The following is a 15,348-nucleotide window of genomic DNA, read 5'->3' as shown; positions in this document are numbered from 1 at the left end:
GTCGGCCAAGGAAGCACGGTTTACGCGAATACCCGCCATGCCGCCAGGGCCGCGAACAGAAGGAACACGCCGCCGCTGAGGCGGTGCAGCCAGACGATCGGCAGCCGCTTCAGTATGGTCTGGCCCGCCCAGATGCCCAAAGCGGAAATCGCGAGCAGCGCGCCGGTCGCGCCCAGCCAGACCGGGACGGGCGAGAGGCTGCCGGCCAGCCCGGCGACCGCGAGCTGCGTCTTGTCACCGAACTCCGCGACGAAGATCAGCAGCAGGGCGCTGAGGAAAATGCTCCGCGCCGGACGCTGTACCGGCACGTCCTCGCTGTGCGCCGGATCTTGCTGACGCAGCGCATGAATCCCGAACGCCGCGAACAGCACCGCCACCAGGGCCGCCAACACCCGCTCCGGGACCCACGCCGCCAGCCCGGCGCCGAACAGCACTGCCAGGGTATTCAGCACGACGAAGGCCGCCGACGCGCCGAGCAGCACCGGCCAGGCGCGGTGGCGCGCCGCCAGGGTCATGCAAACGAGTTGGCTCTTGTCGCCGATCTCGGCGAGGGCGATCAGGGCGAAGGTGGAGAGCGCAACGGATAGCACTTCGGGATTGAGCACGCGAGCGGATTCCAAGCCTGGGCCGCCGCCGAGCGGCCTATCGATGGCGCCCGGGATGATACACGACCCGGCACCGCGAACCGCGCGCCTTCGCCCGGCGCGGCGAGGCTGATAGCATCGCGTAACGAAATGGGGGAGGGGGCAACATGAATAGCATAGGTATGCGCAAGCTCGGCACGGGCAGTATCTACAAATTGACCTTGATCGGTCTCACCTGCGGCTTCGTGCCGATTTTCCTGTTGCTGGGTGTGATGGGCGCATTCGGTCTCGCCACCCTCAGCTGGAACGAGCAGCCGATCACCGGTCCCATTGCCGTGATCGCCGGACCGTTGATGGGGCTGTTCATGGCCTTCGTATTCACGGCCGTGCTCGGCAGCGTGATGGCGCTCGGCCTGTGGCTTTATGCGATGGCGAGGCCCATGACCCTCCTGTATCGTCCCTTGGAGGCGGATTGCGCCGCACCCGCCGCGGCCACTCGGGCGCGCGAGGCCTGAGCGTGCGACGCGCGCCGCACCGGCGCCGTGTGAGCGTCGTCGAACCAAAAAACCATGCTCGGCATCCGACCGAGCGAAGCCGATAAGAAGGAAAACAAGATGGCTCAGTGGGTGAAGGCGGCCGGCGCCGCCGTCGTTTCGGCGGGCACCGGCATCGGTGGCCATTTCGTCAACCAGCGTTGGGACCGCGTCATCCTCTTTTTCGCGCTCGGTCTGCTGTGGTTAGGGTTCGGCCCGACCATCGGGATGTGGCTGATCGAACCCTTCGAGGCGCAGCGCTACGTGCGCCTGCTCGCCATCGGCATGCTCGTCATCTGGGGGGTGAGCGTCGCGGTCACGGTGTGGGACGGCTACCGGGGGACGCGCGCCACCATCGCCCGCTGGACGCCGACGGGCATCGTAGGCGCCTTGCTGTTGAGCCTGATCGGGATGGGCGTCGGGCTGCAGTACGCGAACTACTACCTGCGCGCGAACGCCGGGCCGACCGAGTTCGGCGAGGCGGGGAGCCCGTCCGCCTCCTTGCCGTTCTTCCACGCGAGCGTCCGCTACGGGGGCAACACCGTCTACGGCGACGAGCCGCCCCCGCCGGGGGACGGCGCCCTGGTCGGGCGCGTGCTCTACGAGGGGAAGCCGGCGGCGGGCGTGGAACTGCAGCTTTTTCTCGACGAGCGTTATCAAAGCGCGGCGGTCACCACGGATGCGGACGGCCGCTACCGGCTGGCCGTGGAGCCGGGCGCCTGGCGCGTGAACGGGATTCAGGCCACGGCGTGGCGAGCGAAGCCCGCCGGTGAGTTCCTGATGGTCAGCGGCCGGGAGCCCGCACTGGGCGCCGACGGCGTGGCGCCACGTCCGACATTCCCGGATCGGGGCCTAGCGGTGGAGGTCACGGCCGACCAGCCCGGCACGGTACCGGATATCGAGATCCGCCCTCGGGTGCGCTTGCTCGTTCCCGACGACACCACGCCGAGCGTCTCCTGGTCCGAGGACGCGCTGGGCTGGGAGCCGTACCCCGGGGCCGCAACCTATGTGCTGTCGCTGTGGCACGTATCGCACGAGGGACAGACCACCACCTACCGTCCGGTGCTGTCGCGCCCCGTGGCCGAGACGTCGCTGCCCCTCATGGCATTGCCCAGCGTGGAGGCGGAGGCGGTGGAGACCGAGTACAGCGTGACGGTCAAGGCCTACGACGCGCAAGGGCGTTTCCTGAGTGAGACGCCGCGCTTTCGAACGACCTTCACGGTGGATGACCGCATGTTGCTGGCCGATGAAGGGGGTTGGCCGCAAGCGGGCGATGCGGTCGACGCCGAGACCCTGGCACTCCGACGCACGAACATGGATCGCATAAAGCTGATCGCGCTACTCATCGACGAGCGCATGTGGGAGCCCGCGGAGACGCTGCTCGCGCGCCTCGAGGGGCCGGTGGATCCGGGCGAGCGCGAGGCGCTGGAGGGTTACCTGCGCGCCGAGCAGGGCCGCTGCGCCGAGTCGCAAACCCTGTTCGAGGCGGCCAAGGCCGCCGGCAAGCGGTGCATTCCCGAGCGTTATGAAGCCGCCTGCGCGAACCGTCCCCCGTGCTGACGCGGTGCTTGGTTCCGGGCGTCGGTCGCTCACCGCCCGGTGGCGGCGCCGCGCCTCGCGCCCTCTTGTAGATCGCCGTCACGCGCGCCGGCGTTTGTTGTTCTTCATCAGCACCTTCAATTCCACCGATACGTCCAGCCCGACCCACGCCCCCAACCACCCGCTACTCCGCATCCAGCTCCATAAGGTCGCCGCTGCATCCGACCGCTCGGGCGCCGTGGGGTCGGTAGCACCCCGACAGACGGACCGCGCGGCGAAACCACGCAACGCGCTCCGGCGGTAGCAAAAGGTGGAGGATGCGGCGCGAAATGGTCCTCGGTGCAAACTCGTGGTATGCGCTGCGTGCGTTCGCATCTGATCCGGTCCCGGGGACGCGAACCGGCGCCGGATATCGTAGGGGATGACACGGCAAGAGGTTGAATATCGTGATGATCGACACCCTTTATATGCGATTCCGCAGCTAGACTGCCATCTCTATAGCGGGGTGCTTAACAAAACCAACATTCATGATCGATCCATTGACGCTGCCCGCCCTCTCAGCCTGCTGCATATCAACCTTTATGCGTCGTGATCATGACGCCGTAGGGGCCGTCGCTCGTGTTCCGGTTCCTTCCGGTCAATGTCGCCGGCCCACCGCACGCGCCGTCCCCTGGGGAGTCACGCCTACCTGCTTCTGCGGGCGCCGATGCAGCGATTCATGCGGTTCTGGTTTTATTGGCCCACGCGCAGGCAGCCCACGGGTTGATGCCCTTGGCAGCGTCGCCGCGCGCGGGGAGATACCCGCGCGCGCAAGGCCGCACGGCCACAACGACAAAAACTAGAAACGTCTCCGCGCGGCGCGCGCGTCGCCGCGCCTTTGGGGGATCGGGGGAAGTCCATGGCGGAGCGGATATACGGCGTCGTGTACGATGGCGCGCTCGTGGAGGGTGCGGACCCTGCGGCGGTAAAGCAGCGCTTGGCCGCGCTGTTGAAGGTCTCGCCACAGCAGGTGGAGCGGCTGTTCCAGGGGCCGATCACGCTCAAGAAGGGTTTGAGTCTCGAAGCGGCGGGGCGCTTGGCGGGTGGATTGCGCCGGGCCGGTGCGGTGGGGAAGGTGGTGCGGCTCGGCGGCGCGCCCGCGCCGGCAGGGCTTGCGGCCCAGGACATCGCGCGCGCCTTTGCCGGCGAGTTCGTGCCGCGCGCGCCGGCGCGCGCTTATCTCGCGGGTCTGGCGGCCGTGTCGCTGCTGATGTTACTGCTGCCCTTGCTGTACCTCGGCCTCATCGTCGGCCTGATCGCGGCGTTGCTTTGGTACGGCCTGAGCGGCCCCCTCGCCGCCACCCATAATCCGGTGCTGCTGTTCTTGCTCGCGCTACCCCTCGTGGCCGGCGTGGTGATGGTGCTGTTCCTGCTCAAGCCGTTCTTCGCGCCTCGGGCCCCGGCTCCCTTCGCACTCCACCTGCGCCGCTCCGAGCAGCCGCTGTTGTTCGCCTTCATCGATGCCATTGCCGACAAGGTGGGCGCGCCGCGCCCGCGCAGCGTCGAGGTGGACTGCCTGCCCAATGCCGCTGCGTCTTACCACCACGGGCTGCGCGGCCTGCGCGGCAACGAACTCTCCTTGGTGGTGGGCCTGCCGCTGCTCGCGGGGATGAACACCCGCCAACTGGCCGGCGTGCTGGCGCATGAGTTCGGTCACTTCTCGCAGCGCGCGGGCATGTCGGCCACGTACATCATTCGCCGCATCAACTACGAGTTCCACCGCGCCGTGGCCGAGCGCGACGCGTGGGACGAGCGCTTGAGCCGCTGGGTCGAGGAGCAGGCGGGTCCGCTCGCCGCGGTGGCGGGCGCGGCGCAGCTGGGGGTCGGCCTGGTGCGGCGGATCCTGGCCGGCTTTCTATGGGTGGGGGAGGCGATCAGCGCCTACATGCTGCGCCAAATGGAGTTCGACGCCGATACCTACGAGGCCCGCCTCACCGGCAGCGCGCAGTTCCGCGCGACATCGCTGCGCCTGCGCCACTTGGGCTGGGCGTTCGGCGCCACACAGTCCGAGCTCGGCGCGTTATGGGACCGTCGCCAGCTGGTGGACGATCTGCCGACCGCCGTGGCCCGTAAGGCGGCCGAGGTGCCGCCCGACGTCGCGGAGGAAATCGAGGCCTCGCTGGCTGAACACACCGGCGATCTCTTCGCCAGCCACCCGCCCGACGAGGCACGTATCGAGGCCGCCGAGGCGCTCCAGGCGCCGGGCATTTTCACCCTGGAGCGGCCCGCTCATGCGCTGCTGGCCAACCGATCCGAGATCGCGCGGCAGGCCACGCTGCGCTATTACCGGCACACCCTCGGCGTGGACGTGACGCCCGCGCAGCTCGTCTCGCTCGAGACCATGGCCACAGTGGTCGCCGAGACGCGCCGCCAGGAGCGCGCGCTGCGTGACTATTGGCGGTCGGTGTTCGTGCGCAGCCGTTACCTCACGCCCGCGCGGGTCGAGTCCATGGACGAGGTGGCACGGCGCCACGAATTGGACGACCTGGTTCGACGCTTGCGCCGCATGCTTCCGGAGGTGGATCTGCTGAAGGAGAGACGCGAGCGCGTCGAGGCTCAACTACCGCCCGCCTTCGCCGCGCAGGTGCTGACCCAAGCGGCCCCGTCGCTGCGATCCGTGTTGGCGCGCCTCGCCGAGCGCGGCCACGCCGAGCTGCAGGTCGAGGCCGAGCGTTTGCATGGCGAGGCCGCCAAGGCGGAGACCATGCTGCGGCGCCGATTCAGCCTCGCACTCGAAGGCGCGCGCGAGTGGGCGGGCCTCGACGCCGCGGCACGTGACACGCTGGCGCGCGTGCTGCGCACCGCCCAAGCCTTGCGCAAGCTGCAGTCGGTGCGTGATGAGCTTCGCCTGTCGGCCGCCGTCTTACACTACGGGCTGCAGGCCGATGCCGCCGCGCGACGCGAGTCGCGGGGCGCCGAAGGACTCCCAGGCTCGTTGCTGGAGTTATGGTATCGGCGTACCCGCCAGGGCACCGGCGAGATCGAGGCCGCGTTAAAACGGGTGCCCTACCCGTTGCCCTCGTCCGTCGGCGTGCGCAGCGCTTGGGTCCACATCGGTGATCAGCTGCCGGCAGGACACAACCGTCCCCACGAGTTGGTGGACTACGCGCTCGCGCTCGTGGAGGCGCTGGACGCACTCCACCAACGCCTGATGGGTTACCTTGCCGATGTGGCCGGCCGCTACGAACAGGCGCTCGGTGTGGAGCCGCTCAGTCTCGCGCGTGCGCTGCCCGATCCGCGCGCCGTCGCTCCTCAACGGACCCACGCCTGACAGGCGCGCTACCGGGCGTGCATGTCGGGGCTGCCGGTCTCCTTCAGCGCCCAGGCGGCCATGGCCACCACCAGGATGCCGATCACCACCGCGTTCCACAGTGCAGCCGTCAACCACGCGAAGCCGAGCAGCCACGGCGACGCGATCAACAACAGCGCCAGCACGATGTAGTTGAAGCGCTCCTGGTAGGGAAAGCGGATCGACGTGAACAACGCGACCAGCGCGAAGGCCAGCAGCGCGATGCCGACGACGTAGGACACGCCGGCGGCCGTGCCGGTGCCCGCGTAGCCCAATAGCCAGGGCGAGATCACCAGCCATGCGCCCAGCAACACGACCACCCAATCTGCGGTTCGTCTGTTCATGTCACCCTCCTTGGGCTTCGCTCCGAAAAGTGTAGTCAATGCAGCCACTTCCACATGCGCGTGCCGGTGTGCGCGATGAACTGGCGCACAGCGCGCTCCGCGGCACCGTGCATCTGCCGAACGGATAACGATGGTCACACGCGCTTGAAGCGCTTCCAGCGCGTTTGGGCGGGGGAAAAGTAGCATGTTACGCCTCGGATCGTGATAGCGTGGATTGATGACGCAGCGCGTGTGCGGTCCTATGGGCCAGGGAGAGCGCTTGAGCAAGAGCTTGGAGCAAAGAGACAGCGCGGAACGCGCCCGACAGCCGGCGCCCATGCTCGTGGTGGGCATCGGCGCATCCGCCGGCGGACTCGACCCCTGCAAGCGCGTGCTCAAGGGCGCCCCTGTCGACAAGAACATCGCATACGTAATCGTGCTGCACCTGGCGCCTGCACAGGAAAGTCATGTCGCCGGAATCCTGCAGACGGTCACGACCATGCCGGTCACGCAGGTCGCGGAGACGGGCCGCCTCGAACCCAATCACGTTTACGTCATCGCACCGGCGACGTCGCTGGGCGTGCGCGACGGCGTGCTGGAGGTCGGTGCGCCGGTGGAGCCTCACTACAAGGCCAAGCCGATCGATGATTTCTTCGCCGCGCTCGCCGCGGACCAGCGCGAGCGCGCGGTTGGCGTCGTGCTCTCCGGCACCGGTGACGATGGCGCCGCCGGCCTGAAGGCGATTCGCGCGATTGGCGGCATGTGCATGGTTCAGGCCCCTGAAACGGCCGAGTTCGACGGCATGCCCCGGAGCGCCCTGGGTGCGGCTGACGCGGTGGTGTCCCCCGACGAGATGGGCCGTGTCCTCACCGACTACGCCGCGACGGCGGGCGAGCGCTCACAGTCGCGCCCGCCACGTGAGGACCACCCTGCGCCCGTCGCGGCTGACGACGCCCCCAATACGGGGCTGGGCGCTATTCTGGCCTTGCTCGGCAAGCGCTACGCGGTGGACTTTCGCGACTATAAGCTCAACACCCTCAAGCGCCGGACACAGCGGCGTATGGACCTCAAGCAGATCGCGCACTGGGATGACTACATCGCGTATCTGCGCGCGCATCCCGACGAACTCGAGGCGCTCTACGGCGACGTGCTCATCGGGGTGACGGGGTTTTTCCGCGATCCCGAGACGTGGGCATACCTCGAACAGCACATCCTCCCGGATCTGCTCGCGAGTCACGACACGGGCGCGCCGGTACGGGTCTGGAGCGCGGGCTGCGCGACGGGCGAGGAGGCCTACAGCCTCGCGATGGTTTTCTTGGAGCACATGGAGCGCAGGGGACTGCGCAGCAAGCTGCAGGTGTTTGCCTCCGACATCAGTCACGAAGCGCTCGCCATCGCGCGGCGCGGCGTGTATCCGGGCAGCATCAAGAATGACGTGTCGCCCGCGCGCCTGGGCCGCTTTTTCAATCCCGTGGGTGAGCATTTCGAGGTGGACCGGGAGCTGCGCGATCGCGTGACCTTTGCGGCGCACAATCTGTTGTCCGACCCCCCGTTCGCCGGTCTCGATCTGGTGAGCTGCCGCAACGTGCTTATCTATCTGGAGCCGCGCGCGCAGGAAGGCTTGCTCGACCTGTTTCACTTTTCGTTGCGGCCACACGGCGTGTTGATGCTCGGCAGCGCCGAGACGATCCGCGGTCGCGACAGCAGCTTCCACGAGGTGTCTGGAAAACAACGCATCTACCAGTCCATCGGACGCGGGCGTCCCGAGCGCCACCGCGTCCCGCAGTGGGTCACTGAGCGGGTATCGATTCAGGGTTCCAGCCGAGAGGCCGGGCCGCAGACCGGACCGCAGCTGGCACGCCGCCTGGAGCAGTTGGTGCTGGCACGCTACAGCGCCGCCTGCGTGATCGTCGATCGTAGTCTGCGGATCCTCTACTCCTTCGGGCCGACCGGCGAGTACCTCACGCAACCGATGGGCGAGGCGCGCATGGACTTGCTCGCCTGGGTCCGGCCAGGCCTGTACGCGAAGCTACGCACGGCGCTTACGGAGGCGGTGGAGCAGGGACAGAAGGTGTCGGTTACCGGCATGCGGTTGGATAGTACGGACTCGGCAGCGCGCGTCGAGGCCACGGTCGAGCCGGTGAGCGGCGTGGCCGGCGCCGATGGCTTGTTTCTCGTTAGCTTCCGCGATGTCCCCAAGGCGGTCGAGCACCCCACCGGCGCGGCGGCTGACAGCGGCGACAGCGCCCATGAGGGCGCCGCACCGTCCATCGTGCTTCAACTCGAGCAGGAGCTTACGGAGACGCGTCAGGAACTGCAGGCCGCTGTCGCGCAGCTCGCCATCGTGAACGAAGAGCACTATGCCGGGCACGAAGAGCTCCTGTCGCTGAACGAGGAGTTCCAATCGAGCAATGAGGAACTCGAAACCTCCAAGGAAGAGCTGCAGTCCCTGAACGAAGAGCTCATCACTATCAACCACCAGCTCGAGGAGCGAAACACAGACCTGCGCACGCTCACCCTGGACCTCAATAACCTGCTGGTAAGCGCGGATGTCCCCACCCTGTTCCTCGACCCGGCGCTCGGCATCAGACGCTACACGCCGGCGTGCTCCCGCGTCATGCACATCGTCCCGACGGATCTCGGTCGCTCCATCGAGGACATCAAGATGCAAGTCGATGACGCCGAACTGCTCGCCGATGCGCGGCGCGTGCTGGCGCAGAGCACACCCATCGAGGCCGAGGTACCGGCGGACGACGGGCGATGGTTCCTGCGCCGGGTGCTGCCCTACCGCTCGGAAGAGGAGCGCGTGGACGGGGTGTGCATCACCTTTCACGACGTCACCGCGCAAAAACGCGCGGCGGGCGAGATCGAGGACGCGCGGCTTTTTGCCGAGGCGGTGATCCGCACCTCGCGCACGCCGCTGCTGGTGCTCGATGCGCAGCTGCGCGTGGTGTCGGCCAACGAGGCCTTCTACGAGGCCTTCCAAGTCACCCAGCAGGACACCCAGGGACAGCGCATCTACGAGCTTGGCAATCACCAGTGGGACATCCCCGCGCTGCGCGGGCTACTGGAGGCCCTGCCCACGGAGCGCTCGGTGCGCAATTACGACGTGGAGCATGTGTTCGACACGATCGGGTGGCGCACCATGCGCCTGAATGCCGACGTGATGGCGCGCAGCGGCCAGCCTGATCTCCTCTTGGTATCCATTGAAGATGTCACCGATCTACGTAAAGCCGAAATGGCGGCGCAGCGGCGCGCGGACGAATTGTCGCAGGACCACCGGCGCAAGGATGAATTCCTCGCCATGCTGGGTCACGAACTGCGCAACCCGCTGGCTGCGCTCGCCAACGGTCTCTCGGTTCTGGAGGTGGCGCGGGGCGATGCCGCGGCCGTGGAGCGAGTGCGCGGCATGATGGCCCGCCAGGCGCGGCGCATGACCGTGATGCTGGACCAGTTGTTGGACGCCGCGCGCATCAGCGCGGGGAAGTTTGAACTGACGCAGGAGGCGGTCGACTTGGTGGAGGCCGCCGACGCGGCGGTTGAGGCCACGCAGCCGATGTTCGAGGCCGCGGGTCAGGAGCTGACGATATCGGCCCCCGAGCTCGGGGTCGCACTGGTGCTGGGCGATCCCGTCCGTCTGATGCAGGTGGTCGAGAACCTGTTAGGGAACGCAGCGAAGTACACCGAGCCCAAGGGCCGCATCTGGCTCACGATTAGCGTGACGGAGACGTCGGTGCTGCTCACGGTGCGGGACACGGGCGTCGGTCTGGAGCCCGAAATGCTCGACCACGTCTTCGACCTGTTCAGCCAGGCGCCGCAGGGTTTGCATCGGGCCAATGGCGGACTCGGCCTCGGGCTTGCGCTGGTGCGCAGCTTGGTGGAGGCGCATCGCGGCCGGGTGGACGCCTACAGCGCAGGTGCGGGTGCAGGCAGCGAGTTCGTGGTCACTTTGCCGCGCCTGCACCTCGGCCATATCGTCCGCGCCGCCGATGCCGACGCCGAGCTTCCTGCCGGTGCGCCACGTCGCGTGCTGGTGGTGGAGGACGAGGAGGATGCGGCCCAGTCGCTGGTAGAGATCCTGACCTTTCGCGGCCACGACGCGCATGCCGTGGGGGACGGCCCGGAGGCCCTGGACGCAGCGCGTACCTTCAGGCCGGAGGTCGTGCTCCTCGATGTGGGGCTGCCGACCCTGGACGGTTATGAGGTGGCTCGCAAGCTGCGCGAGGAGCACGGTACCAAGATGTTGATCGTCGCGATGACGGGCTACCAAAAGGACGCGGCACGCCTGCAGGCGGCGGGGATCGATGAGCACTTGCTGAAGCCGCTCGATCTTGAAAAGTTGTTCGTACTGCTCGCCTCGCACCCGGCGCAGTAACCGATAACTCTCCCCTCCTGCAACATCGCGGCCTGCCCTGGGGCTACCTGGCCGTGGTGCTCGAACGCGAGCGTCGCCGGGGGTTGACACGGCCACTCCCGGGCGCGTTCAATACTCCAACGTTCGTTGGAGTGTTTCAATGTCTGAGCGAGCTCTCAAGAATTTGCTGTACGAGCAAGTGGCGCGTATCGCCAAGGCGGCGGCCAGCCCCAAGCGGCTGGAGCTCCTGGAGGTGCTGTGCCAGGGCGAGAAGAGCGTCGAACAGCTCGCCGCCGATGCCGAGATCAGCCTCAAGCTCGCCAGCGCGCACCTGAAGGAGCTGCGCCTCGCGCGCCTGGTGGAGACCCGGCGCGAGGGCAAGCACGTCTTCTATCGCTTGCTCGACGCGCATGTTGCCGACTTTTGGGTGATGCTGCGCGTGCTCGCCGAGGAGCGTCTGCTGGAGCTGCAGGCTGCCACCCAGAGCCTGGTGTCGCGCCCCGACGAGCTCTCACCGCTGGACGGTAAGCGCCTGCTCGAACAGGCACGGCGCGGCGAGGTGGTGGTGATCGACGTGCGCCCCGGCGCCGAGTACGCGGCCGCCCACCTACCGCACGCGCGCTCCCTGCCACTCCCCGAGCTCAAGGCGCGCCTCGGCGAGCTGCCCCAGGACAAGCCAGTGGTCGCTTACTGTCGCGGGCCGTTCTGCCTGATGGCCAAGCAGGCCGTGGAACTGCTCGCCCGGGCGGGCATCCGCGCGGGCCGCATCGAAGACGGCGTGGCCGAGTGGCGCGCGCGCGGCCTGCCGCTCGAGGCGCCGGCGATACCGAGCGACCGAACCTGACAACCGCAACAACGAACCGCTCCAAAGGAGACGCCCCATGTTCTTCAAGCAACTTTCCACCACGGAATCTTCTCTGTCCTACTTCTTCGGCTGCGGCGGCAAAGGCAAGGCCGTGGCGGTCGATGTGGTGGCGGGCGACGAACAGTGGTTCCTCGACGAGGCGCAGAAGGCCGGCGTGGCCATCACCCACGTCATCGACACGCACGTGCACGCCGACCATTACTCCGGCGGGCGCAAGCTCGCCGAACTCGCCGGCGCGCCCTACTGCCTGCACGAGAACGCGCGCGAACTGGTGCAGTTCGACTTTCAGACGCTGCACGACGCCGAGGTGATCGAAGTGGGCAATGTCGAGGTCAAGGTGCTGCACACCCCCGGCCACACGCTCGACAGCATCTCGCTGGCGGTGAGCGACCAGCGACGCGGACCGGAGCCCTGGTTCGTGCTGACCGGCGACACGCTGTTCATCGCCAGCGTCGGCCGTCCCGACCTCGCCGGCCGCGAGCAGGAGATGGCGGGCATGTTGTACGACAGTCTGCACGGGAAGCTGCTCACTTTGCCCGAGGTCACCGAGATCTACCCCGGCCACTACGCCGGCAGCGCGTGCGGGGCGGGCCTGTCCGGGAAGCCGTCCTCCACCATCGGCTTCGAGAAACGCTTCAACCCCGCGCTGACGCTCGACAAGGATGGCTTCGTGCGCGAGTTGACGACCAACATCCCGCCCCGCCCGGCCAAGATGGAGCAGTACGTCGCGGCCAACGTGGCGGCCTGAGGGGCGCTGGGAGACAACGGTGAGCAAACCCTCACATACCGCCGGACTGTACGCGGAGTACCGCCACGGCATCGGCGACAATCTCGCGCAGTTCACGCACCAGCTGATCCAGGTGTTCCTGGTCGGCCTCACGCTGGGCATGCTGCGCACCGTGGTACCGGCGCTGGCCGAAACCGAGTTCGGCGTGCCGCAAGGCTCGTTCATGTTGCTGACCGCGTTCGTGGTCGCGTTCGGCTTCGTGAAGGGCACGCTCAACTTCGTGGCGGGGCGCCTGTCCGAGCGTCTCGGCCGCAAGGCGGTGCTGATGCTCGGCTGGCTGGCCGCAGTGCCCATCCCGTTCATGCTCCTGTACGCGCCGACTTGGAGCTGGATCGTCGCGGCCACCGTGCTGCTGGGTGTGAACCAGGGCCTCACCTGGTCCATGACCCAGACCGCGAAGCTCGACATCACGCGCGCCGATCAGCGCGGCCTGACCATGGGGCTGAACGAGTTCTCCGGTTATGTCGGCGTGGCCGTCGCCGGTATCGTGACCGGCTACATGGCCGCGGCCTACGGCGCGCGCGAGGGCCTCCTGATCTTCGGCGTGGTGACCATCGCGCTCGCCATGCTGCTCACCGCGCTATGGGTGAAGGAAACCCTCGCGTGGGCCAAGGCCGAGGGCGCGCGCCACGCCGCCGGAATCGCGCAGGGTCCGCGCGCGCGCTATCCGCGCAACATCGCCGAGCGGCCCACCACCTGGGCGGTGTTCACGCTCATGTCGTGGCGCGACCGGCGCATGGCCGCGTTCAGTCAAGCCGGGCTGGTGGAGAAGTTCGTCGATTCGCTGGTGTGGGTGTTCTACCCCGTGTACCTCTACCAGCAGGGCCTGAGCCTCGCGGGCATCGGCTGGGTGGTCGGCATCTACGGCTTTGTGTGGGGCGGCTCGCAGCTCTTCACCGGCCGCCTGTCCGATCACGTCGGGCGCATGAAGCCGATTGTGTGGGGCATGTGGATCTGCGGCGCGGGCGTCGGGCTCACCCTGCTCGGCGAGAGCGTGTGGTGGTGGTCCTTCGCCGCCGCGATCACCGGCTTCGGCATGGCGCTGCTGTACCCCAACCTCAGCGCCGCGGTGGCCGACATCGCGCATCCCAACTGGCGCGGCTCGGCGATCGGTATCTACCGCTTCTGGCGGGACCTCGGTTACGGCATCGGCGCGCTCGCACTGGGCCTCGTGGGCTACCTCTCCGGCAGCGTCACCGCCGGTTTCTGGTTCGTCACCGTCGCCATGTTCCTGTCGGGCCTGTTGGTGGTGATCTGGGGCGAGGAGACGCACCCGCGCCTAAATCCGGCGCATGACAGGTGAGTAACGCAAATCGACTGCCAACTTGGTGCTGAAAACCGTCACGAGCGCGGGAGGCATGCAAACTGAACTGGTTACCCCTCAATCTCTAAGGAGACACGATGAAACTGAATGTCTTGCGCGCCGCCGGTGTGCTGTTGATGTGCGCCTTCATCTCCGCGGCGCATGCCGCGGACGATGGGGTGGTGGATGCGATGGAAGAGTACATGATGTTCGTGGACTACAGCGGCTCGACCATCCGACCCGAGCAGATCCCGGCGGCGGACTGGAAGAACATCTACGTGATCGACGCGCGGGATGCGGACCAGTACGCAAGCGAGCACATCCCGGGCGCGGTGAACATCGAATGGCGTCAGGTACTCGATCATCGGGACGAGTTGCCGCGCGACCGTTCGGTGCTGATCTACTGCAACAGCGGCACACTCTCCGCCCAGGCCGGTTTCGCGCTGCGCCTCGCGGGCCATGAAAACGTGCGCATCCTGCAGGGCGGCCTCGACGAGTGGAAGCGCCTGGGCGGCTTCGAGGCCTATGAACGCGCCGTGGCTGAGGAAGCACGCTGAACCGCCCCGCGATCGTTCATTGTGCGCCGTCATCTACGGTCTCCGCGATGTGGGTGACGGCGGCACATCACCGTGCCGCGGAGACTTGCCGAACGAAACTCTTGTAGCGGGCGTTGGCTCTCGATGACGCCGGCCGCCTATGAAGCTTGGTACCACACGCCGCGCGGCAGGTGGATCGCGCAGCGCGAGGCGGATCTCGTCAGCGCCCTGCTGCGGCCGCGTGCGCCCTGCACGGTGCTCGACGTCGGGTGTGGAACCGGTCACTTCAGTCGCCGGTTCTCCGCCTGGCCCGCCGAGGCTACCGGATTGGATCCGGACCGGGCGTCGCTTCTGTTCGCACGCGCCCAGGGTGGTGACGTCCATTATGTGTGCGGCGACGCACGTGCGCTCCCGTTTGCCGACCGACGGTTCACCTATGTCACCGCAATGACCAGCCTCTGTTTCGTCGAACCGCCGGAGCGCGCCGTGGGTGAGCTTTGGCGGGTGGCCGATCGCGCCGTGGTGCTGGGGCTGTTGAACCGGCATAGCCTGCTGTACCGCCGCCGGGCAGGCCGTGGCGGTTACCGCGGCGCACGCTGGGATACCGTGCGTGAGGTACGCGCCTGGGCCCGCACTTTGAATCCCCGCCCCCGCGTCTCGGTGCGCAGCGCGGTGTTCCTAGCCGGCGGAGGCGGCATCGCGCGATGGATCGAGACCGTGCTTCCGCAACGACTGCCATTCGGCGGCTTCCTCGCGGTGCTGCTCCAGCGCTAACCAGGAAATCGCTTTCTACAGCTCCAGCGGCGGTCGCCGGGCACGGCGGCGCAGCCAGTTCACCGGGCGCAGCACCGGCCGGCGGCTCACCACCCAACGCTCCAGGCGGTACTTGCCGGGGAAGTTGAGCAGCATGATGCCGAACAGCAGGGTGATGAGGCCCTGACCCGGCAGCACCAGCATCAATAGCCCCATCAGGATGAACACCGCGCCCAGCGCGTTCTTCCCCACTAACAGCAGCGCCTGCAGCACCCGGTTTTGTCCGGTGGTGCCTCGCACCCGATGCTTAGGGTCGGCGAAATAGTGCGTCGGGATGCGCGCAACCAGGATCGGCACGGCGATCAGCGTCCCCACGAACGCCACCGCCGAGAAGGCTGCGAGACTCCACATCAACGCTTCGTACTGCCCCAGCCATTCCATGG

Annotated in this window: 12 protein-coding genes; 9 read left to right on the top strand and 3 right to left on the bottom strand. The window is 67.5% G+C overall.

Annotated features, from left to right (window positions below; translation table 11 throughout):
* Positions 1–20 precede the first annotated feature (20 nt).
* Positions 21–605 (bottom strand): TMEM165/GDT1 family protein, encoded by a 585-nt coding sequence (locus tag HUS23_06985; protein QKT05005.1) that lies wholly within the window; start codon positions 603–605, stop codon positions 21–23.
* A gap of 146 nt (positions 606–751) precedes the next feature.
* On the opposite strand from HUS23_06985, the gene HUS23_06980 reads away from it, so the two are divergent.
* From HUS23_06980 to HUS23_06970, 3 genes are all read left to right on the top strand, one after another.
* Complete coding sequence (locus tag HUS23_06980) at positions 752–1,099, top strand: hypothetical protein (protein ID QKT03570.1); 348 nt, start codon at positions 752–754, stop codon at positions 1,097–1,099.
* Positions 1,100–1,198: 99 nt separating this feature from the next.
* Positions 1,199–2,677, top strand: coding sequence for a hypothetical protein (locus HUS23_06975; protein ID QKT03569.1), 1,479 nt, complete (start codon positions 1,199–1,201; stop codon positions 2,675–2,677).
* A gap of 877 nt (positions 2,678–3,554) precedes the next feature.
* Positions 3,555–5,966 (top strand): M48 family metalloprotease, encoded by a 2,412-nt coding sequence (locus HUS23_06970; protein QKT03568.1) that lies wholly within the window; start codon positions 3,555–3,557, stop codon positions 5,964–5,966.
* Between the two features lie 8 nt (positions 5,967–5,974).
* Here HUS23_06970 and HUS23_06965 read toward each other — a convergent pair whose 3' ends face one another.
* The gene (locus HUS23_06965; protein ID QKT03567.1) at positions 5,975–6,328 is read right to left on the bottom strand and encodes an SPW repeat protein; all 354 of its coding nucleotides are present in this window, start codon (positions 6,326–6,328) and stop codon (positions 5,975–5,977) included.
* 259 nt (positions 6,329–6,587) lie between these two features.
* Between HUS23_06965 and HUS23_06960 the strand changes: the two genes are divergently transcribed.
* The 6 genes from HUS23_06960 to HUS23_06935 all read left to right on the top strand — a co-directional run bounded on the left by HUS23_06960 (position 6,588) and on the right by HUS23_06935 (position 14,926).
* Positions 6,588–10,682, top strand: a complete 4,095-nt coding sequence (locus HUS23_06960) for a PAS domain-containing protein (protein QKT03566.1) — start codon at positions 6,588–6,590, stop codon at positions 10,680–10,682.
* A 139-nt stretch (positions 10,683–10,821) separates the two neighbouring features.
* Complete coding sequence (locus HUS23_06955; protein QKT03565.1) at positions 10,822–11,505, top strand: metalloregulator ArsR/SmtB family transcription factor; 684 nt, start codon at positions 10,822–10,824, stop codon at positions 11,503–11,505.
* A 37-nt stretch (positions 11,506–11,542) separates the two neighbouring features.
* On the top strand, positions 11,543–12,274 hold the full coding sequence (locus HUS23_06950) for an MBL fold metallo-hydrolase (protein ID QKT03564.1): 732 nt from the start codon (positions 11,543–11,545) through the stop codon (positions 12,272–12,274).
* 19 nt (positions 12,275–12,293) lie between these two features.
* Complete coding sequence (locus HUS23_06945; GenBank protein QKT03563.1) at positions 12,294–13,616, top strand: MFS transporter; 1,323 nt, start codon at positions 12,294–12,296, stop codon at positions 13,614–13,616.
* A gap of 98 nt (positions 13,617–13,714) precedes the next feature.
* Positions 13,715–14,173 (top strand): rhodanese-like domain-containing protein, encoded by a 459-nt coding sequence (locus HUS23_06940; protein QKT03562.1) that lies wholly within the window; start codon positions 13,715–13,717, stop codon positions 14,171–14,173.
* Between the two features lie 123 nt (positions 14,174–14,296).
* The gene (locus HUS23_06935) at positions 14,297–14,926 is read left to right on the top strand and encodes a class I SAM-dependent methyltransferase (protein QKT03561.1); all 630 of its coding nucleotides are present in this window, start codon (positions 14,297–14,299) and stop codon (positions 14,924–14,926) included.
* Between the two features lie 15 nt (positions 14,927–14,941).
* On the opposite strand, the gene HUS23_06930 is transcribed toward HUS23_06935, so the two are convergent.
* Complete coding sequence (locus HUS23_06930; protein QKT03560.1) at positions 14,942–15,346, bottom strand: hypothetical protein; 405 nt, start codon at positions 15,344–15,346, stop codon at positions 14,942–14,944.
* Positions 15,347–15,348: the final 2 nt, after the last annotated feature.

The organism is Ectothiorhodospiraceae bacterium 2226 (genome assembly GCA_013348725.1).
GTDB lineage: Bacteria > Pseudomonadota > Gammaproteobacteria.
The sequence above is the reverse complement of the archived record's forward strand: the minus strand, read 5'-3'. Positions and strand labels throughout refer to the sequence as shown.